The sequence below is a fragment of the Pseudomonas sp. P39-UII1 genome (assembly GCF_039672635.1).
In the GTDB taxonomy this organism is placed as follows: Bacteria; Pseudomonadota; Gammaproteobacteria; order Pseudomonadales; family Pseudomonadaceae; genus Aquipseudomonas.
Genome location: NZ_JBDFPP010000028.1, coordinates 24,598 through 43,809, shown reverse-complemented (window position 1 = coordinate 43,809; position 19,212 = coordinate 24,598). Strand labels below are relative to the sequence as shown.

General features: G+C 64.1%; 15 protein-coding genes. 12 read left to right on the top strand and 3 right to left on the bottom strand.

Annotation, left to right across the window (positions count from 1 at the left end; all coding sequences use genetic code 11):
* The first annotated feature begins 109 nt into the window (after positions 1–109).
* The 11 genes from ABEH27_RS23260 to ABEH27_RS23210 all read left to right on the top strand — a co-directional run bounded on the left by ABEH27_RS23260 (position 110) and on the right by ABEH27_RS23210 (position 13,332).
* Positions 110–1,456 (top strand): uracil-xanthine permease family protein, encoded by a 1,347-nt coding sequence (locus tag ABEH27_RS23260; RefSeq protein WP_346615818.1) that lies wholly within the window; start codon positions 110–112, stop codon positions 1,454–1,456.
* Positions 1,457–1,477: 21 nt separating this feature from the next.
* On the top strand, positions 1,478–2,875 hold the full coding sequence (locus tag ABEH27_RS23255) for an amidohydrolase family protein (RefSeq protein ID WP_346615817.1): 1,398 nt from the start codon (positions 1,478–1,480) through the stop codon (positions 2,873–2,875).
* 20 nt (positions 2,876–2,895) lie between these two features.
* Entirely contained in the window at positions 2,896–3,609 is a 714-nt protein-coding gene (locus ABEH27_RS23250) for a sulfite exporter TauE/SafE family protein (protein WP_346615816.1), read from the top strand.
* Positions 3,610–3,655: 46 nt separating this feature from the next.
* The gene (locus ABEH27_RS23245) at positions 3,656–4,912 is read left to right on the top strand and encodes an OprD family porin (protein ID WP_346615815.1); all 1,257 of its coding nucleotides are present in this window, start codon (positions 3,656–3,658) and stop codon (positions 4,910–4,912) included.
* A 375-nt stretch (positions 4,913–5,287) separates the two neighbouring features.
* Positions 5,288–5,545: a hypothetical protein gene (locus tag ABEH27_RS23240; RefSeq protein ID WP_346615814.1), complete on the top strand. Its 258-nt coding sequence runs from the start codon at positions 5,288–5,290 to the stop codon at positions 5,543–5,545.
* Positions 5,546–5,678: 133 nt separating this feature from the next.
* Positions 5,679–5,966 (top strand): DUF3077 domain-containing protein, encoded by a 288-nt coding sequence (locus ABEH27_RS23235; RefSeq protein ID WP_346615813.1) that lies wholly within the window; start codon positions 5,679–5,681, stop codon positions 5,964–5,966.
* A gap of 264 nt (positions 5,967–6,230) precedes the next feature.
* Positions 6,231–6,713, top strand: coding sequence for a formate dehydrogenase subunit gamma (locus ABEH27_RS23230; RefSeq protein WP_346615812.1), 483 nt, complete (start codon positions 6,231–6,233; stop codon positions 6,711–6,713).
* The gene (locus tag ABEH27_RS23225) at positions 6,707–8,266 is read left to right on the top strand and encodes an NADH-ubiquinone oxidoreductase-F iron-sulfur binding region domain-containing protein (RefSeq protein WP_346615811.1); all 1,560 of its coding nucleotides are present in this window, start codon (positions 6,707–6,709) and stop codon (positions 8,264–8,266) included. Before ABEH27_RS23230 ends, ABEH27_RS23225 begins: the two co-directional genes overlap by 7 nt.
* Entirely contained in the window at positions 8,263–11,142 is a 2,880-nt protein-coding gene (gene fdhF, locus ABEH27_RS23220) for a formate dehydrogenase subunit alpha (protein ID WP_346615810.1), read from the top strand. The genes ABEH27_RS23225 and fdhF overlap by 4 nt, the downstream gene beginning before the upstream one ends.
* Positions 11,139–11,342 carry a formate dehydrogenase subunit delta gene (locus tag ABEH27_RS23215; RefSeq protein ID WP_346615809.1) on the top strand — a complete coding sequence of 68 codons (204 nt, stop codon included), beginning with the start codon at positions 11,139–11,141 and terminating at the stop codon, positions 11,340–11,342. Before fdhF ends, ABEH27_RS23215 begins: the two co-directional genes overlap by 4 nt.
* Before the next feature lie 172 nt (positions 11,343–11,514).
* Positions 11,515–13,332, top strand: a complete 1,818-nt coding sequence (locus ABEH27_RS23210; protein WP_346615808.1) for an ABC transporter ATP-binding protein/permease — start codon at positions 11,515–11,517, stop codon at positions 13,330–13,332.
* A gap of 364 nt (positions 13,333–13,696) precedes the next feature.
* Here the strand turns inward: ABEH27_RS23210 and ABEH27_RS23205 are convergent, their stop codons facing one another.
* The 3 genes from ABEH27_RS23205 to ABEH27_RS23195 all read right to left on the bottom strand — a co-directional run bounded on the left by ABEH27_RS23205 (position 13,697) and on the right by ABEH27_RS23195 (position 16,727).
* Positions 13,697–14,902, bottom strand: a complete 1,206-nt coding sequence (locus ABEH27_RS23205; protein ID WP_346615807.1) for an MFS transporter — start codon at positions 14,900–14,902, stop codon at positions 13,697–13,699.
* 108 nt (positions 14,903–15,010) lie between these two features.
* Positions 15,011–15,325, bottom strand: a complete 315-nt coding sequence (locus ABEH27_RS23200; RefSeq protein WP_346615806.1) for a helix-turn-helix domain-containing protein — start codon at positions 15,323–15,325, stop codon at positions 15,011–15,013.
* A 118-nt stretch (positions 15,326–15,443) separates the two neighbouring features.
* Entirely contained in the window at positions 15,444–16,727 is a 1,284-nt protein-coding gene (locus tag ABEH27_RS23195; RefSeq protein ID WP_346615805.1) for an arsenic transporter, read from the bottom strand.
* A gap of 241 nt (positions 16,728–16,968) precedes the next feature.
* Here ABEH27_RS23195 and ABEH27_RS23190 point away from each other — a divergent pair, with 241 nt between their 5' ends.
* Positions 16,969–19,209, top strand: a complete 2,241-nt coding sequence (locus ABEH27_RS23190) for a TonB-dependent siderophore receptor (RefSeq protein ID WP_346615804.1) — start codon at positions 16,969–16,971, stop codon at positions 19,207–19,209.
* Positions 19,210–19,212: the final 3 nt, after the last annotated feature.

The window sequence follows — 19,212 nt, the reverse complement described above, 5'->3', positions numbered from 1 at the left end:
TTAAAATCGATTTGGTCTGGGAAATGCCTTCATTTTCCAGGCGGCTTCCTCCAGCTCCAAATAACAATAATTCAGTGAGCCGCTCAGCTGGCTCATCTCGAGGTGGGATATGCCGAAGTACGAAAACAAGCTTGTTTGCCCTGTTGATGAACGCTTGCCCTGGCGCCAGTTGTTGATGTTCGGCGCCCAGCATGTGCTGGTGATGGCCGCATCGCCCATTGCCTCGGTGTTCCTGATGGCCACTGCGTTGGGCTTTTCAGGTGAACTGACGCTGCAGTTGCTGAGCGCTACCTTTCTGGTCTGCGGCTTGGGCACGCTTTTACAGTCGCTGGGGTTGCGAGGCTGTGGCGCCCGGCTGCCGTTCATCATGCTTCCGGGCGGCGCACCGATCATGCTGTTCATCCTGATCGCCCAGCAAAACGGCGTTGCGACGGCGTCGGGGGCTGTAATCCTGACCGGCGCGTTCTACTTTCTGGTGCTGCCGCTGTTCCGGCGCCTGCTGCGGTTTTTCCCTTCCGTAGTGGTCGGCACCATGCTGCTGCTGGTCGCGGTAAACCTGGTCAAGCTCTCGGGCCAGTTGATCGTCGGCCAACCCGGCAGCAGCAGCTTTGCTGCGCCTGAGCAGCTGCTGCTGGCCTTTGCCACCATCGGTATCACGGTCGTCTGCGCACGGCTGTTGCGCGGGATGTTGGCGCAGCTGTCGATTTTGCTCGGGTTGCTGGGGGGCAGTGTGCTGGCGGTCGCCATGGGCGCATTCGATCACTCGGCGGGCGTTTATCCGCTGTTCAGCCTGCCAGCCTTCATGCCCTTCGGCGTGCCGCACTTCGACTTGTTCGCTTCCATCCCGCTGATGCTGTTCTGCCTGGTTTCGATGGTCGAGGCCACGGGGCAGACCGTGGCCATCAGTGAGGCGGTGGATAAACCCCTGGATGTAGACCGTGATGTGGTGCGCACCATTCGCGCCGATGCCCTGACGTCGATCCTGGGTGGCTTCATGGGCACTTCGCTGATCATCACCAGCGGCGAAAACATCGGTGTAATCCGTGCCACGCAGGTGCGCTCACGCTATGTGACTGCCGTGTCCGGCGTGCTGCTGTTGCTGTTTGCGGTGCTCGCCCCGTTGGCGCGGCTGATCGAGGGTGTGCCTGAGGCCGTGGTCGGCGGTACCAGCCTGATCGTGTTCGCCATCGTCGGCACCATGGGCATCGACATGCTGCGCAAAGTGGACATGCGCAGCCACGGCAACCTGTACGTGGTGTCGATCGCACTGGCCGTCGGCTTGCTGCCGATTCTCGTCCCCGGCGTTTACAGCCAGTTCCCCAGCGGCCTGGCCGGCTTGCTCGGCAATGGCGTCGCCATGGGCGCGCTCACTGCGGCCGTCATGAATTTCCTCTTTCACTGCACTGGCGCGCAAGCCTCCCCGGCAGAAGCCAAGGCAAAGCTGATCAACCCCTGACTCGCACATCAAGGCTTACTTATGAACTGCACTGTTTCCAATCACTTGGCGCTTTCGCCTGAACAACTGATTGCGGCTGGTCAACTGTTAGCCCCTGAGTGGCTGCTGCTGCCCGAAGGGCCGCGGCGCGATCAGGCCGTGCTGGTGGTCGATGGGCTTTTCGCCGATGTTGGCCCGCTGGCGCTACTGCAAGGCCGTTACCCTGGCCACACGGTCCGCCGCCTGGAAAACCAGTTGTTGATGCCGGGCTTCATCGACACCCATCACCACCTCAGCCAGAGCTTTGGCAAGGGCTTGGTGTTTGGTGAGCCCTCGGAGATTTTCCGCCGTGTCTGGATCCCCCTTGAGGGCTCGCTCGATACCGACCTGTTGTACCTGACCAGCAAACTGGCTGCGTTCGAATCGCTGCGCGGCGGATTCACCACGGTCTGCGATGCCGGTACCCGCTCGAAGGAAGGCGTCGAGGCCATCGCCCAGGCGGTGCGTGAAGTGGGCATGCGTTGCGTGCTTGCCAAAACCTGCAACGACCTCGAAGGCGAGCGGGTACTCGACCCCAGCCACGTGCTTTCGCTGGCTGAGCATCACCTGTCGGCCTGGGCCAACGACCCCTTGATCACACCGTCCCTGGCGATTCCCATCCCGGAGATCGCCACCGACAAGACGTTGGGCGCGGTGTACCGGCTATGCCATGAAGCGGGCTGGGTGTTCCAGAGCCACGTCAACGAGCATCTGGTGGCCGTCGAGCGCTCGCTCGAACGCTATGGCGTGCGGCCTTTGGAGCACCTGCACCGGGCCGGCGCGCTTGGGCCTGGGGCATTGCTTGCCCATGCAACGCTGCTTACGCCCAACGAGATCTGCCTGTTGCGCGACAGCGGTGCCGCGGTCAGTTACAACCCGGTGGCCAGTGCCTGGAAAGGCAATGCAGTGGCCCAGGCGCATCTGATGCATTGCCTGAATATTCCTGTCGCGCTCGGCACCGACGGCACCCGCGGTGACGGGTTCCGTTTGCTCGACCATGCCGAGGCTGCGCAACGCTTTGCCCATGGTTTGCCGGTGGGCGACTCGGTGTGTGGGGGTGGTCAGCTATGGCTGGACATGGGCACCTGCCACGCCGCCGATGCCCTTGGCCTGGGCAAGCTAACCGGGCGCATCGCTGCCGGCTACGCGGCGGACTTCCTGCTCGTGGACCTGGCGGTGCCCGAGTTGCTGCCGTCCTGGAACCTCAGCTGGGACTTGGTCAGGCTGGCCAATCGCGACCAGATCCAGGCGGTGGTGGTGCAGGGCAATGTGCGCCTGTGGCAGGGGTGGCCGACGGATTGGGACGCGCGGTCGCTAATGCGCCAGGTCGATGAACTGGCCAGAAACGCCGTGCACCAGGCCCCCATCCATAAAGTGCATCCCCTGCCGACTGTGGCATGACACACCTGGAACGATTGAAAATGAATCTACCTTTCGACCCCCTGTACATCATTGCTGTCGCCGTCGCGTGCGGTGCGCTCATTCAGGGTGCAACGGGGATGGGCTTCGCGCTGATCGTTGCACCGGTGATGGGCTTGTTGGCGCCTGAAACGCTACCTGTGAGTCTGCTGATTCTCATGTTGCCATTGAACGCCGCGGTCGCCTGGCGCGAGCGCAGTGCCATCGATTTCAGAGGCAGTTCGTGGATAACCCTGGGGCGGTTCGCTGGCACGTTCGGCGGTGTTTGGATACTGCTCTGGCTGCCGCTGTCGCAACTCAATGTGTTTATCGGCTTGTCGACCATCGCCGCCTGCCTGGTTACCTGGATGGCGCCGTCGTTCGTGCCCGGGCGGCGGGCGCTGATTTCGACGGGGGTGATCACGGGCATCACCGAAACCGCCACTGGGGTGGGTGGCCCGCCGCTTGCCCTGGTGTACCAGCACTCCCCGGTGGCCACGTTGAGGGGGTCTGTCGCGCTGTGTTTTCTGGTGGGGGAGGTGATCTCGCTGGTGGTGTTGGCCCTGGGCGGGCATCTGCATACCGAACAGGTTTCGCCGGTGCTGGCGCTGTGTCTGCCCTTGGCGCTGGGGGTGATAGCCAGCAACTGGGCGCGCCATTACCTCGATGAAACGCGCCTGCGCCGTTTCGTGCTCATCTTCGCCTTCGTGTCCGGGGCGCTGTTGCTGGTGCAGTAACTGACATCCGCCGTATTCCACAACAAGTACAACAAAGGAATTCGCCATGTTGAATGTGAAACTCCCCACTGGTTGGGCGGGGTTGCTGTGCCTGTCTGCCTGCACGGTGGATGCCGATGCGGGCGTGCTGAACGAGAGCAAGGCAACGTTATTGCTGCGTAATTATTACTTCGATCGTGACTACAGCGATGCTGGCGCGGTGCAAAGCCAGCGCCAGGAATGGGCTCAGGGGTTCATCTTCAAAGCCACTTCGGGCTTCAGCCCAGGGGCTGTCGGCGCTGGCCTGGATGTGCTGGGGTTATGGGGTGTGAAGCTGGATAGCAGCCGTGACCGCACGGGCACGGAGCTGCTGCCTTATGACCATGATGATGGCCGCGCACCCGGTGAATATGGTCGGCTGGGCCTGACGGCCAAGGTGCGTATTTCGCACACTGAACTAAGGCTGGGTGAACTGATGCCCGAGCTGCCCATCCTGCGCTTCAATGACGGCCGGTTACTGCCGCAAACCTTTCAGGGCGCGATGCTGACCTCAAACGACATAGAGCACCTCACGCTGCACGCGGGGCGCATTCACTCATTCAGCCCGCGAAGCGCGGCGGACAGCGAAGACCTTTACCCGTCGATCGGTGGCCGCACCGTGGCCACCGCGACAGCGGACCGCTTCACTTATTTTGGCGGTGAGTACGCGTTGGCTAAAGACTCGGTTGTGGGCGCGTGGACGGCTGAACTGCAAGATATCTACCGGCAGAACTACTTCAGCATTTCTCACGCTCGGCCGGTTGGGGGCTGGACACTCAGCGGTGTGCTCGGTGCCTTCGATACTCGCGACACGGGGCATGCCTACGCAGGGCAGTTGGATAACCAGGCGGCGTCACTGCTGGTCTCTGCCGCGCACGGTGGCCATCGATTCTATCTGGGGTTGCAGCGGATGTACGGGGAGGACGGCTGGGTGACCCTCGATCGCACGCTGGGCAGCACCCTGGCCAATGACATGTTCGCCAACACCTTCGTGTATGCCAACGAACGGTCCTGGCAACTGCGTTACGACTACAACTTTGCAGCGTTGGGCATACCAGGGTTGATGCTGTTGGCGCGCTATACCCATGGCGACCATATCAACAATGCCGACACTGCGGATGGCCGGGAATGGGAGCGGGATGTGGCGCTGACCTATACGTTTCAGTTTCGCAGGCTGCAGGGGCTTAGTGTTCGCTGGATCAATGCGAAGGTCGGGCGTGATTTTGGCGCGAACGATTTTACCGAGAATCGGCTGATCGTTACGCTTCCCATTGAGCTTTTGTAGGTGTGACGGGGTATTTCCTTAGAGGGAAAAACGGGTTGTTTTCTAGTGGTTCCTACAAGAAAGGAATCAGATTTTTCCCCTAGCGTGTAGTCCTTTTCTGAATCATCCTCCTCGCGCCTTTGAGCCATTGCGATGGAAACCTGAGCCCTCTAGTCTCGCCGGGTCGCTGGAAAAAAACAGCGGCCGGGTCTGCAAGCCCGAACTTGGTTTTGGCCTCAGTTACTGTTGATTTTCAATGGTGGCTGCGTGCGGGTGGTTTTCGGACCAGCCGGATAAAAGGCCTCCAAGTCCGGTCTTGCAGGCCCGTGCGCAGCCGCCACCCAATCATCTGCAAGTGATATGGCGACGGCCCCACTCATTTTGTTTGGAGTTGCCATGATCAAAATAGTCCCCGATCCCCCTTATTCCGCCGATTCATCCCACTACCTCGAAGACACCCTGATCGAAGCCACCGAATGCCTGCTGTGCGGCCTGGCCGTGGCCCATCAAGCCATCACCACGTTGCCCAAATCTCCCGCCACCATCATGACCATGACCGTGATGCACGAAATGGAAGCGGTGCGCACATTGCTGGAGTCGGCGATTGCCCAGGTGCAGTTGAAGGGCAGGCGGCAGGTGCGCACGTTGCACTAGCCTGGCCACTTCAGCGTCTATGCGGGCCTCTTCGCGGGTAAACCCGCTCCTACAGGTACAGCGCAGGCCTGTGGGGGCGGGGTTTACCCCGCGAAGCGGCCCGCACAGCCCCAACAGATCAAGAGGATTGAAAATGGACGAGGCACTCCCAGAGGGCATCGGCAGGCTGGGCTTCACCGTGGGCTCGGCAAACTGCATGGAAGGCGTGGTCAAAGGAAAGCGACTGTTTCGCGTAGAGCCCGGCAACTGCAGTACCCATGCCATCGAGCAGGCCTCGATATTGATGGACTGCTCGCGGCGCGCATCCTTCATAGGTGTGATGGACAACGAACCCGCGCTGGTCTGGGCCGCGCATTACCTGTGCGAGATGGCCAAGGCACTGATGGACGATGCGCACATGGGCATGCGCAAAAACAGCTGACCGCGACCTGTATGTGGTGCTGGGCTGACTCGCCCTCTGGTCGGTTTCAGGATGCGCCTGGTCGTTCGCGCGCATCCCTTCGGCGCCACAAGTGCCATGCTTGTGGGATGCCCTTGAGCCCAGTGCGCGCAGACGCACGGCCATCGGCAAGGAGGCTACCGACAACCACGCTACCGTGACGTGGGCGGTGTGCCGCAGCAGAACACGCCGGTTACCTGCCCACTGACAACAACAGGCGGGGGCCGTGATGCCGAGGTCCGCTGTATGCCTGATGAATTGCTCCACCTGCCCGTGATCCACAGCATCCTGAACCGCCACCAGGGTACTCCCGGCGCCTTGTTGCCGATCCTGCATGCCGTTCAGCAAAGCGTCGGTTTCATCCCCGATGCCGCCGTGCCTGACATTGCCCACGCCCTCAACCTCAGCCTGGCCGAGGTGCGCGGGGTAATCAGCTTCTACCACGATTTCCGTACCTCGCCGCCCGCCCGGCACACCCTGCGCCTGTGCCGCGCCGAGTCGTGCCAGAGCCGTGGCAGCGAAGCCCTGGCCGCGCAACTGCGTGAACAGCTGGCGCTGGACGACCATGGCACCAGCGCCGACGGTGCCATCAGCCTGCGCCCGGTGTATTGCCTGGGTGCCTGCGCCTGCTCGCCGGCCCTGGAGCTGGACGGCCAGCTGCATGCGCGCCTCACCCCCGAGCGGCTGCGGTCGTTGGTGAACGGTTGCCTGGAGGACACAGCATGTTGAAGCTGTTTATCCCCTGCGATTCGGTGGCCCGTGCCGTGGGTGCCGACCAGGTCGTCGAGGCCTTGCAGCGCGAGGCCGAACGCCGCCAGTTGCCGCTGGATATCCAGCGTACCAGTGCACGTGGGCTGTATTGGCTCGAGCCGCTGGTGGAGTGCGAAAGCGCAGAAGGCCGCCAGGGCTTCGGCCCGGTCACCCCTGAAGACGTGCCGTCATTGCTGGACGCGTTGGCCGGGCAACCCGGTGGCCATCCACTGGCGTTGGGGCCCGTGGAGGCAATCCCTTATCTGAAAACCCAGCAGCGCCTGCTATTCGCCCGCGCGGGTGTCACCCGGCCGCTTTCGCTGGAGGATTACCGTGCGCACGGCGGCTTCAAAGGCCTGCAAAGCGCTGTTGCGCTGGGCGGCGCTGCAGTGGTCGCCGCCGTGCTCGACTCCGGCCTGCGCGGCCGCGGCGGCGCGGCGTTCCCGGCGGGCATCAAGTGGCGCACCGTGCGCGACGCCGGGGCAGGGCAAAAGTACGTGGTGTGCAACGCCGACGAAGGCGACTCGGGCACCTTTGCCGACCGTATGCTGATGGAAGGCGACCCGTTCCTGCTGATCGAAGGCATGATCATCGCCGGGCTCGACGTGGGTGCCGACAAGGGCTTCATCTACGTGCGCTCGGAATACCCCGACGCGATCCGCGTGCTCGAGCAAGCCTGTGCCATCGCCCGAGCTGCCGGCTACCTGGGTAACGACGTGGCCGGCAGCGGCCATGCCTTCGACCTGGAAGTACGGGTCGGCGCTGGCGCTTATATCTGCGGTGAGGAAACCGCGCTGCTCGAATCCATCGAAGGCAAGCGCGGCATCGTCCGCGCAAAACCGCCGCTGCCGGCGCTGCAGGGCCTGTTCGGCCTGCCGACGCTGGTGCACAACGTGCTCACCCTGGCGTCGGTGCCGATCATCCTGGCCAAGGGCGCGGCGTTCTATCGCGATTTCGGTATGGGCCGTTCGCTGGGCACCATGCCGTTCCAGCTGGCCGGCAACATCCGCCACGGTGGCCTGGTGGAGCGTGCCTTCGGCCTGACCTTGCGTGAGCTGGTGGAAGGCTACGGCGGCGGCACCGCCAGCGGCCGGCCACTGAAGGCCGCGCAGGTCGGTGGCCCGCTCGGCGCCTGGGTGCCGCCCAGCCACTTCGACACGCCATTGGACTACGAGGCCTTCGCCGCCATGGGCGCGATGCTGGGCCACGGCGGCGTGGTGGTGGCCGACGACACCCTGAACATGGCCAGCATGGCGCGCTTCGCGTTGCAGTTCTGCGCCGAGGAGTCGTGCGGCAAATGCACGCCATGCCGCATCGGCTCGACCCGCGGCATGGAGGTGGTCGACCGCCTGATCGCCACCCAGGACTTCACCGAACGCCACGACCAGGCGCTGCTGCTGCGCGACCTGTGCGACACCCTGCAGTACGGCTCGCTGTGCGCCATGGGCGGCATGACTGCCTACCCGGTGGCCAGCGCCCTCAAGTACTTCCCCGCCGATTTCGGGCTGACCACCACGGAGGCCGCGCAGTGATCAATTACTTCGACCCCGAGACCGATCTCGGTACCCCGGCACGCCAGAGCGATGTGCAGGTCAACCTCGACATCGACGGCCGCAGCATCAGTGTGCCCGCGGGCACTTCGGTGATGCGCGCCGCCGCGATGCTCGGCACCCATATCCCCAAGCTCTGCGCGACCGACAGCCTGGAAGCGTTCGGCTCGTGCCGCCTGTGCATGGTCGAGATCGACGGCATGCGCGGCTACCCGGCCTCGTGCACCACCCCGGTGAGCGAAGGCATGGTGGTGCGCACGCAAACTCCACGCCTGGCCGACCTGCGCCGCAACGTGATGGAGCTGTACATCTCCGACCACCCGCTGGACTGCCTGACCTGTTCGGCCAACGGCAACTGCGAGCTGCAGACCGTCGCCGGGCAGGTCGGCCTGCGCGAGGTGCGCTACGGGTATGACGGCGCCAACCACCTGGCCGAGAAAAAAGACGTTTCCAACCCGTACTTCGACTACGAACCCAGCAAGTGCATCGTCTGCAGCCGCTGCGTGCGCGCCTGCGAAGACATCCAGGGCACCTTCGCCCTGACCATCACCGGGCGCGGTTTCGAATCGCGTGTAGCGGCCGCAGGTGGTGACGATTTCCTGTCTTCCGAATGCGTGTCGTGCGGCGCCTGCGTGCAGGCCTGCCCGACCGCAACCCTGACCGAGAAAAGCCTGGTGCAGATCGGCCAGCCCGAGCGCTCGGTGATTACCACGTGCGCCTACTGCGGCGTCGGTTGCTCGTTCCGTGCCGAAATGAAGGGCGACCAGCTGGTGCGCATGGTCCCGGACAAGAACGGCGGCGCCAACCACGGCCATGCCTGCGTCAAAGGCCGCTTCGCCTGGGGCTACGCCACCCACCCCGACCGCATCACCAAACCGATGATCCGCAAGCGCCTCGAAGACCCGTGGCAGGAGGTCAGCTGGGACGAAGCCGTCACCTACGCGGCCAGCGAATTCCGGCGCATCCAGCTCAAGTACGGGCGTGACTCGATTGGGGGCATCACCTCCAGCCGCTGCACCAACGAAGAAGCCTACCTGGTGCAAAAGCTGGTGCGCACGGCGTTTGGCAACAACAACGTCGACACCTGCGCGCGGGTCTGCCATTCGCCCACCGGCTATGGCCTCAAGCAGACCCTCGGCGAGTCGGCCGGCACCCAGAGTTTCGATTCGGTGATGCAGGCCGACGTGGTCCTGGTGATCGGCGCCAACCCCACCGATGCCCACCCGGTGTTCGGCTCGCAGCTCAAGCGCCGCCTGCGCCAGGGCGCACGGTTGGTCGTCATCGACCCCCGGCGCATCGACCTGGTCGATTCGCCCCACGCACGCGCCGAACTGCACCTGCAGCTGCGCCCCGGCACCAACGTGGCCATGCTCAACGCATTGGCCCATGTGATCGTCAACGAGGGCCTGTTGGCCCAGCGCTTCATCGACGCCCGCTGCGAAACCGAAGACTTCGCCCGCTGGCGCGACTTCGTCAGCCAGCCAGAGAACGCCCCAGAAGTACTGGGGCCCGTGTGCGGCGTGCCCGCCGAGCAGATCCGCGCCGCCGCCCGGCTGTATGCCACCGGCGGTAACGCGGCGATCTACTATGGCCTGGGCGTGACCGAGCACAGCCAGGGCAGCACTGCGGTCATGGGCATCGCCAACCTGGCCATGGCCACCGGCAACATCGGCCGTGAAGGGGTAGGGGTGAACCCGCTGCGTGGGCAGAACAACGTGCAGGGCTCGTGCGACATGGGTTCGTTCCCGCACGAACTGCCGGGCTACCGGCATATTTCCAACGAGGGCGTGCGCGCCGAATTCGAGCAGGCCTGGGGCGTGACCCTGCAGCCCGACCCCGGCCTGCGCATCCCCAACATGTTCGAGGCCGCGCTGGACGGCAGCTTCAAGGCGCTGTACTGCCAGGGCGAGGACATCGCCCAGAGCGACCCCAACACCCAGCACGTCACCGCTGCGCTGCGCGCCATGGAGTGCGTGGTGGTGCAGGACATCTTCCTCAACGAAACCGCCAAGTTCGCCCACGTGTTCCTGCCGGGCAGCTCGTTCCTGGAAAAGGACGGCACCTTCACCAACGCCGAGCGCCGCATCTCGCGGGTGCGCAAGGTGATGCAGCCGCTGGCCGGCAAGGCCGACTGGGAGGCCACCGTGGCCTTGGCCAACGCGCTGGGCTACCCGATGAGCTACCGCCACCCGTCCGAGATCATGGACGAGATCGCCCGCCTGACGCCGAGCTTCCACCGCGTCAGCTACGCCGAGCTCGACCGCCATGGCAGCCTGCAGTGGCCGTGCAACGACGCCGCGCCCGATGGCACGCCCACCATGCACATCGACCAGTTCGTGCGCGGCAAGGGGCGTTTCATGCTCACCGGTTATGTGCCCACCGACGAGAAGGTCAACAGCCGCTACCCGCTGCTGCTGACCACCGGGCGCATCCTCAGCCAGTACAACGTCGGCGCCCAGACCCGCCGTACCGGCAATACCGCCTGGCACGACGCCGACCGCCTCGAGCTGCACCCGAGCGACGCTGAAAGCCGTGGCATCCGCGACGGCGACTGGGTCGGCATCGGCAGCCGCGCCGGGCAGACGGTACTGCGCGCCAAGGTCAGCGGCCGGGTGGCACCCGGGGTGGTGTACACCACGTTCCACTTCCCCGAGTCCGGCGCCAACGTGATTACCACCGACAACTCCGACTGGGCCACCAACTGCCCTGAGTACAAGGTCACGGCGGTGGAGGTGGTGAAGGTGTTCCACCCGTCGGAATGGCAGAAGCGCTACCAGGACTTCAGTGATGAACAGCGGCGCTTGCTCAAGGAGCGCCGTGCGGCCGACAAACCGGAGAAAGCCGAGGTGCGCCGATGAGCAGCGACAACCTGGTCAAGATGGCCAACCAGATTGCCCATTATTTCGACAGCGAGCCGGACCATGCGCTGGCGGTAAAAGGGGTGCGCCAGCATTTGCAGAGCTTCTGGACACCGGCGATGCGCAGGCAGTTGGGGGAGTGGGTGGCGGCCCATGCAGGGGAGGGGTTGGACCCCAAGGTGGTGGAGGCTTTGGGTTAACTGTTGGCTGTACCGGCCCTATCGCGGGCAAGCCCGCTCCTACAGCGTACCTGTGGGAGCCGGCTTGCCGGCGATAGGGCCGGTACAGCCAACATGAAATGTCCGTCATGAATGCCAGGCCAGCCGCTGCGCAATGCTACGCTCGCCGAAACACTCGTCACGGATACCCACCATGGACATGAACTGGCACCAGGCCCTGCAAGAGAGCCTGAGCTGGCTTGCAATCGCCTCGTTCATCACCCTGATCGGCTTCACCGCCGCCGCTACCCTGGCCATACGCTACACGCGTTGGGGCAGCCAGTTCTGGCAGCTCGCCGGCCCGTATTTCACCTTCAGGCGCAGCTGGCGGCCACTGCTGGTGTTCGCAGTGCTGCTGGTGCTGACGCTGTTCTCGGTACGCATGAACGTGCTGTTCTCGTTCTGGTACAACGGCTTCTACAGCGCCCTGCAAGCGCTTGACCAGGCGGCGTTCTGGTACCTGCTCGGGGTGTTCGCGGTGCTGGCGACCCTCCATGTACTGCGCGCGTTGCTGACCTTCTATGTGACCCAGGCCTTCAGCATCCACTGGCGCGTCTGGCTGACCGAACGCTTGACCCGCGACTGGATGCACGGCGATGCCTATTACCGCGGGCAATTCCTCGCCGAGCCGGTGGACAACCCGGACCAGCGTATCGAACTGGACGTCAATGCCTATGTGACCAATTCGGTCACGCTGGCCCTGGGCGCGGTCAGCGCGCTGGTGTCGCTGGTGGCTTTCACCGGCATCCTCTGGGGGCTGTCGGCGCCGCTGGCGGTGGCGGGGGTGGAGATCCCGCGGGCGATGGTGTTTGCCGTGTACGTGTATGTGCTGATCGCCACGTGGATTGCCTTCCGCCTTGGGCGCCCGTTGATCCGCTTGAATTTCCTCAACGAAAAACTCACCGCCAACTTCCGTTACGCGTTGATGCGCCTGCGTGAGAACGCCGAGAACATCGCCTTCTACCAGGGCGCGCAGGTAGAGCGGGGTACCTTGCTGGGCCGCTTTGGCGCGCTGATCGTCAACGCCTGGGCGTTGGTGTTCCGGAACCTGAAGTTCAGCGGTTTCAACCTGGGTGTCAGCCAGGTTGCCGTGGTGTTCCCGTTCATTCTCCAGGCGCCGCGGTTTTTCAGTGGCGCCATCAAGCTGGGCGATGTGATGCAGACGTCCCAGGCCTTTGGCCAGGTGCAGGATGCGCTGTCGTTCTTCCGTGAGTCCTACGACACATTTGCGCAGTACCGCGCCACCCTCGACCGTCTGACCGGGTTTCTCGATGCCAACCAGCAGGCCAGTACGCTGCCTCGGGTCAGCACCCGAGAGCAGGCACAGGCTCTGGATATCACTGGCTTGCAGGTGCTGCGCCCCGACGGCCACGCGCTGATCGCCGACCTCGACCTGCGCCTTCACGCCGGCCAGGCGCTGCTGATCAAAGGGCCTTCGGGCAGCGGCAAGACGACCTTGCTGCGCGCCCTGGCGGGCTTGTGGCCCTATGCCGAGGGCGAGGTCAGGCGGCCCACCGGCAGCCAGGCGCTGTTCCTCTCGCAACGCCCGTACCTGCCGCTGGGCGATCTGCGTACCGCCATTGCCTACCCGGCAGGCAGCACGCTCGAGGATGAAGCGCGCATGCAGCAGGCGCTGCGCCAGGTGAACCTGGCCCACCTGGCCGAGCGCCTGGCGGTGAGCTGCGACTGGTCGCACATCCTGTCGGTGGGCGAGCAGCAGCGCCTGGCCTTTGCCCGTGTGCTGTTCAACCGGCCGCAGGTGGTGTTCCTCGACGAGTCCACCTCGGCGATGGACGAAGGGTTGGAGCATGCGCTGTATTCGCTGTTACGCAATGAACTGCCGCAGACCTTGCTGGTGAGCGTCGGGCACCGCAGCACGCTGGGTGCGTTTCATACCCATCGGCTGGAAGTGGACGGGCAGGGTGGCTGGGCGTTGCTGGAGCAGCGGCCGGAGGTTGAGCTTCAGGTCTAGGTCGACGGCCCCGGCCGCTTCGCGGGCTTCTCGGATGCGGCATGAGCTTCAAGCGCTCGCCGTTGTTGGATTGATGTTCATGAGATCGAGCGCCGCCCGCGCGGCGCATCGCGGGCAAGCCCGCTCCTACGGTCTACCTGCGGCCAGTGCAGTCAGTTACATCTCCACTGCATCGATATCGAGTCGGGCACACAAGGCGGACAGTGAAGATGCCACTGGCATAATTGGCCGGAGGTAGACCGTAGGAGCGGGCTTGCCCGCGATGCGCCGCGCGGGCGGCGCTCGATCTTGATGGCGACAACTACCTGCAGGCATGCGCCCGCATCTCAAACATTCATCTACCCCCCCTTTGACGAAAACCGACTCATGAAGCCCCCAACGCCACCCCCGCCAGGGTAGCGCCGGCAAAACCGGCACCGACCAGGAACGTGGCCTGAAACCCGACTCCATCCCACAGCAGCCCTGCCACCACACTGGCCACTAGCAGCGCCACCCCGGTCAGCAGGTTGAACAGGCCGAACGCCGTGCCCCGCAGGTTGGCCGGCGCAGTGTCGGCAATCAGCGCGGCGAAGATGCCCTGGGTGAAGCCCAGGTGCAGCCCCCAGGCCGCCACCCCCAGCACCAGCCCGGCCCAGCCCGGCATCAGCGCCAGCAGCAGGTCGGCGGCGATCAGCAGCCCGAGCCCGGTCACCAGCACGCCACGCCGGCCCACGCGGTCCGACAGCGCGCCGGCGGGGTAGGCCGACAGCGAATAGGCCAGCGCCATCAGCACCAGCACGGCTGGCGCCCATAACGGCGCCAGGCCCATGTCCTGCGCGCGCAGCAGCAGAAAAGCTTCGCTGAAGCGGGCCAAGGTGAAGACCATGGCCAGGCCGATCAGCCGCCAGTAGGCCGGGCCCAGGCGTGCGAGCTCGTGCAATGCCAGCGGCGCACGTACCGGGCGCGCAGTGGGCGAGGCTTCAGGTTCGCGGACGAAAGCCACCAGGATGTACACGGCGATGAACGCCGGAATCACGGCCACCCAGAACACCGTCTGGAAATGGCTTGCCGTCAGCCACATCAGCATGATCGCCAGCAACGGCCCAAGCAATGCGCCGACGGTGTCCAGTGCCTGGCGCAGGCCAAACGCTGCGCCGCGTAACTCGGCCGGGGTCACGTCGGCCACCAGCGCATCCCGCGGCGCCCCGCGGATACCCTTGCCGATACGGTCGACGAAACGCGCACCCATCAGCCAGTCCAGCCCCGACGCCATGGGGAACACCGGCTTGGTCAGGGCGCCCAGGCCATAGCCCAGCACCGTCAGCAGCTTGCGCTTGCCCAGCCGGTCGCTGAGTGCACCAGAGAACACCTTGGTGATCGACGCGGTGGCCTCGGCGATACCCTCGATCACGCCCACCGCCACCACCGAGGTGCCGAGCACGGTGACCATGTACAGCGGCAGCAGGGCGTGGATCATCTCCGAGGAAATGTCCATGAACATCGACACGAACCCCAGCACCCAGACGCTGCGCGGGATTTTCACCAGGGCCTTGGAAGTGGCCATTTGCGTGGTTTTTTCGACGCTGCGCATGGGCGCCTCGGCAGGGTAGCTACGTTCGAAACTGTAGGAGCCTGTGCGCAGGATGCAAATGGGATGGGTGGGTGGGCGCCAACTGATGCGGCCCTTTTGGCTCCGAAATCAGCGGCCTTGGAGTACGTCGCGGAAAACGTCGGGACGGGAAGCTGCAATATGCAGCAGCGACCGCGCCGCGCCAGAAGGCGTGCGCCTACCTTGCTCCCACTCTTGAAGCGTACGTACCGAGACGCCCAGCAACGCTGCAAATTTCAGTTGTGAAAGCCCTGTTCTGCTTCGCGCCTCAGCGGCTTCGGTCACTTCCACCTGATGTACCGCACCTTGGCGGCCAGCTTTTACATCGCGGATGGACGCCAGGAGTTCTTCGCCGATGTTGCGGGTGGCATCACGCAGCATCAGTTCTTTTTCGGTCAGGGGCATGATTTGTGCGATCCATTAATCGGGCCACTGCTTGGTGGAAAGTGGCGACTCAATGATCGTCAGCATACTGCATCCCTACGTCTCAGACGTAGAGACATTGCGTCGCTTGGCCTAGACGTCAAAAGCTCAACCGCAGCGCCAGCGCCGCCAACGTCACCAGCAACACCGGCACGGTCAACAGCAGCCCAACCTTGAAGTAATACCCCCAACCGATATACACCCCTTTACGCGCCAGCACATGCAGCCACAGCAGCGTGGCCAGGCTGCCAATCGGGGTGATCTTCGGCCCGAGGTCGCAGCCAATGACGTTGGCGTAGATCATCGCCTCGCGCACCACGCCCTGGGCATCGCTGGCGTGAATCGACAATGCACCGATCAGCACGCTGGGCAGGTTGTTCATCACCGACGACAGCAGCGCCGCAATCAGCCCGGTACCCAGCGACGCAGCCCACAGCCCATGCCCGGCCAGCCAGTTGAGTGCGGTGACGAGCGAGTCGGTCAGGCCGGCGTTGCGCAAGCCGTAGACCACCAGGTACATCCCCAGCGAAAACACCACGATCTGCCACGGCGCCTCACGCAGCACGCGGCGGGTGGAAATCACATGGCCACGGGCGGCGACGGCGAACAGCACCGCAGCGCACGCTGCGGCCACGGCGCTTACCGGGATGCCCATGGGTTCGAGCACGAACAGGCTGGCCAGCAGCGCCAGCAGCACTACCCAGCCGACGCGGAAGGTCGCCCGGTCGCGCACGGCCATGGCCGGCAGCTTGAGCTCATCGGTGGCGTAGCGCAGCGGGATGTCGCGGCGAAAGTACAGCCACAGCACCAGCAACGTGGCCGCCACGGCCACCAGGTTCACCGGCACCATTACCGCGGCGTAGGCGTTGAAACCCAGCTTGAAGTAATCCGCCGAAACGATGTTCACCAGGTTGGACACCACCAGCGGCAGGCTGGCGGTGTCTGCAATGAACCCTGCGCCCATGACAAACGCCAAGGTCGCCGCCGGGGAGAAGCGTAGCGCCAGCAGCATCGACATCACGATCGGGGTGAGGATCAGTGCCGCGCCGTCATTGGCGAACAGCGCCGACACTGCCGCGCCCAGCAGCACCATGAAGGCGAACAGTCGGCGCCCGTCACCGCGCGCCCAACGTGCCACATGCAGCGCCGCCCACTCGAAGAACCCCGCTTCGTCCAGCAGCAGGCTGATGATGATGAGGGCGATGAACGTGGCGGTGGCGTTCCAGATGATCGCCCACACCGCAGGAATGTCATGCAACGACACCACGCCGAACACCAGCGCCAGAACGGCGCCGAGGGTGGCGCTCCAGCCAACGCCGAGGCCTTTGGGTTGCCAGATGACCAGGGTCAGGGTGAACAGGAAGATCAGGGCGGCTGGGAGCATGAACACGCTGTCTCGACACAGGGAGGAGGGGTGTGGTGACTGTACACGGGCCATCTCGGCTTTTGAAAAGTTCCGTTACAAACATGTAAGTTTCGTAAATAAGATTCCACCTCAATTGAGAATCACTATATTTACCACCCCTGTTGGCCCCCAAGCAGTGTTTGCGAGGCCGGTGGGCGTGGGCCCCCGGCTTCCTGGCAGGGATGTGCCCATTCGCTTACCTACCGCAGGAGATGTAGCAATGCAGTCCAGAACCTCACCCAACAGCCTGGCCCTGGCCTTCGTCGCGCTGGCGTCGCCGGCCATGATGGCGACCGCAGCCGAAGCCGAGCAGCGGCGCGCCGGTGAGGTGCTGGAGGTGCCGGTCGCCGACAATGCGCTGGTGATCCAGGACACCCTGGTCACCGCAGAGCGCGAAGCCCGGCAGGCGCTGGGCTCGTCGGTCATCACCGAAGAGGACATCAAGCGCCGGCCACCGGCCAACGACCTGTCCGACATCATCCGCCGCGAACCTGGGGTCAACCTGACCGGCAACAGCGCCAGTGGCGCGCGCGGCAACAACCGGCAGATCGACCTGCGCGGCATGGGCCCGGAGAACACCCTGATCCTCATCGACGGCAAACCGTCCAGCGCGCGCAATGCCGTGCGCTATGGCTGGAACGGCGACCGTGATACCCGTGGCGACACCAACTGGGTGCCGGCCGAGGCGGTCGAGCGTATCGAGATCCTTCGCGGGCCGGCTGCGGCGCGCTACGGTTCGGGGGCGATGGGCGGGGTGGTCAACATCATCACCAAGCGCCCCTCCGAACAGTTCAAGGGCAACCTCAACCTTTACACGCAGATGCCCGAAGACAGCGCCGAGGGCGTCAGCCGCCGTGCCAACTTCAACGTCAGCGGCGGGCTCACCGACAACCTCGGTTTGCGCGTGTATGGCGGCCTGGCCAAGACCGATGCCGACGACCTCGACATCAACGCCGACCACGCCAACAGCGCACTGGTCGCCGGGCGTGAAGGCGTGCGCAATAAAGACATCAACGGCCTGCTGAGCTGGAAACTCAACGACGAGCACCGCCTCGAAGCCAGCGCCGGTTATGGCCGCCAAGGCAACATCTACGCCGGCGACACCATGAACAGCAACGGGGGTGGCAACCTCGACCTGATCAACAGCCTGTACGGCCATGAAACCAACGTCATGCAGCGCAACACCTACGACCTGACCCACCTGGGCGATTTCAGCTGGGGCACCAGCAAGACCAGCCTGGCCTACGAGTACGTGCGCAACTGGCGCCTCAACGAAGGCCTGGCCGGTGGGCCGGAAGGCGCGATCAACGACAGTGGCGCGGCCATGTCGCGGCTGCGCAACACCCGCCTGAGCAGCGAGGTAAACCTGCCGTTCGCCATGGGCAGCAGCGAACACGTGCTGACCCTGGGCGGCGAGTACCTGTACGAATCGCTCAACGACCAAGGCTCGTTCCGCCCGCAGAGTTTCGACCCGAGTGGCGGTGGCAGCGATGTGATCAGCGGTTTCGACCGCAGCAACTCGAAGATGACCGCCAAGAGCTATGCGCTGTTCGTCGAGGACAACATCATCCTCGGCAACACCACGGTCACCCCGGGCCTGCGCTTTGACCACCACGAAACCTTCGGCGACAACTTCAGCCCGAGCCTCAACCTGTCGCACAAGCTGACTGACGCGCTGTCGGTCAAAGGTGGCATCGCCCGGGCCTACAAGGTGCCGAACCTGTACCAGTCCAACCCCAACTACCTGCTTTACAGCCGTGGCAACGGCTGCAGCGTGCAGCAGTCCAACTCGGGTGGCTGCTACCTGCAGGGCAACGCCGACCTCAAGCCGGAAATCAGCGTCAACAAGGAGATCGGCCTGCTGTACGACCGTGGCACCTGGCGCACCAGCGCGACCTACTTCCGCAACGATTACAAGAACAAGATCATCGGTGATACCGATGTGCTCTACACCATCAACAGCGGCCGCCGTGTGACCCAGTGGGAGAATGCGGGCGAAGCGCGCGTGGAAGGCATCGAGGGCAACTTCTTCATCGAACTGGCGCCGACGCTGGACTGGAACACCAACCTGACCTGGATGCTCGACAACGACAACCGCGAGACGGGCGAGCCGCTGTCGGTGATCCCCGAATACACGGTCAACAGCACCCTGGACTGGCGCGCCACCGACAAGCTGTCGTTCCAGGTGGCGGGTACCTATTACGGCAAGCAGAAGTCGCCGACCTACAACTACCGCACCCAGGAGGACTACGACGTCGAGGCACAGGAAGATGTCGAGGCGTACGGGCTGGTGGACGTCAGCGCTGGGTACAAATTCAACGCCAACTATGACGTGCGGGTGGGGGTGAACAACGTGTTCGATAAACAGATCCTGCGTGGGGGCAACGCCAGCAGTTCCGGCGCCAACACTTACAACCAGCCGGGCAGGGCGGTGTTTGCTTCGCTGAATATCTCGTTTTGATTG

Coding starts and splice junctions, on each gene's coding strand:
- ABEH27_RS23225 (WP_346615811.1), top strand. CDS start 6,707: ATGTTGAAGCTGTTTATCCCCTGCGATTCGGTGGCCCGTGCCGTGGGT.
- ABEH27_RS23215 (WP_346615809.1), top strand. CDS start 11,139: ATGAGCAGCGACAACCTGGTCAAGATGGCCAACCAGATTGCCCATTAT.
- ABEH27_RS23205 (WP_346615807.1), bottom strand. CDS start 14,902: ATGCGCAGCGTCGAAAAAACCACGCAAATGGCCACTTCCAAGGCCCTG.
- ABEH27_RS23240 (WP_346615814.1), top strand. CDS start 5,288: ATGATCAAAATAGTCCCCGATCCCCCTTATTCCGCCGATTCATCCCAC.
- ABEH27_RS23230 (WP_346615812.1), top strand. CDS start 6,231: ATGCCTGATGAATTGCTCCACCTGCCCGTGATCCACAGCATCCTGAAC.
- ABEH27_RS23210 (WP_346615808.1), top strand. CDS start 11,515: ATGGACATGAACTGGCACCAGGCCCTGCAAGAGAGCCTGAGCTGGCTT.
- ABEH27_RS23260 (WP_346615818.1), top strand. CDS start 110: ATGCCGAAGTACGAAAACAAGCTTGTTTGCCCTGTTGATGAACGCTTG.
- ABEH27_RS23190 (WP_346615804.1), top strand. CDS start 16,969: ATGCAGTCCAGAACCTCACCCAACAGCCTGGCCCTGGCCTTCGTCGCG.
- ABEH27_RS23245 (WP_346615815.1), top strand. CDS start 3,656: ATGTTGAATGTGAAACTCCCCACTGGTTGGGCGGGGTTGCTGTGCCTG.
- ABEH27_RS23255 (WP_346615817.1), top strand. CDS start 1,478: ATGAACTGCACTGTTTCCAATCACTTGGCGCTTTCGCCTGAACAACTG.
- ABEH27_RS23235 (WP_346615813.1), top strand. CDS start 5,679: ATGGACGAGGCACTCCCAGAGGGCATCGGCAGGCTGGGCTTCACCGTG.
- ABEH27_RS23195 (WP_346615805.1), bottom strand. CDS start 16,727: ATGCTCCCAGCCGCCCTGATCTTCCTGTTCACCCTGACCCTGGTCATC.
- ABEH27_RS23250 (WP_346615816.1), top strand. CDS start 2,896: ATGAATCTACCTTTCGACCCCCTGTACATCATTGCTGTCGCCGTCGCG.
- ABEH27_RS23200 (WP_346615806.1), bottom strand. CDS start 15,325: ATGCCCCTGACCGAAAAAGAACTGATGCTGCGTGATGCCACCCGCAAC.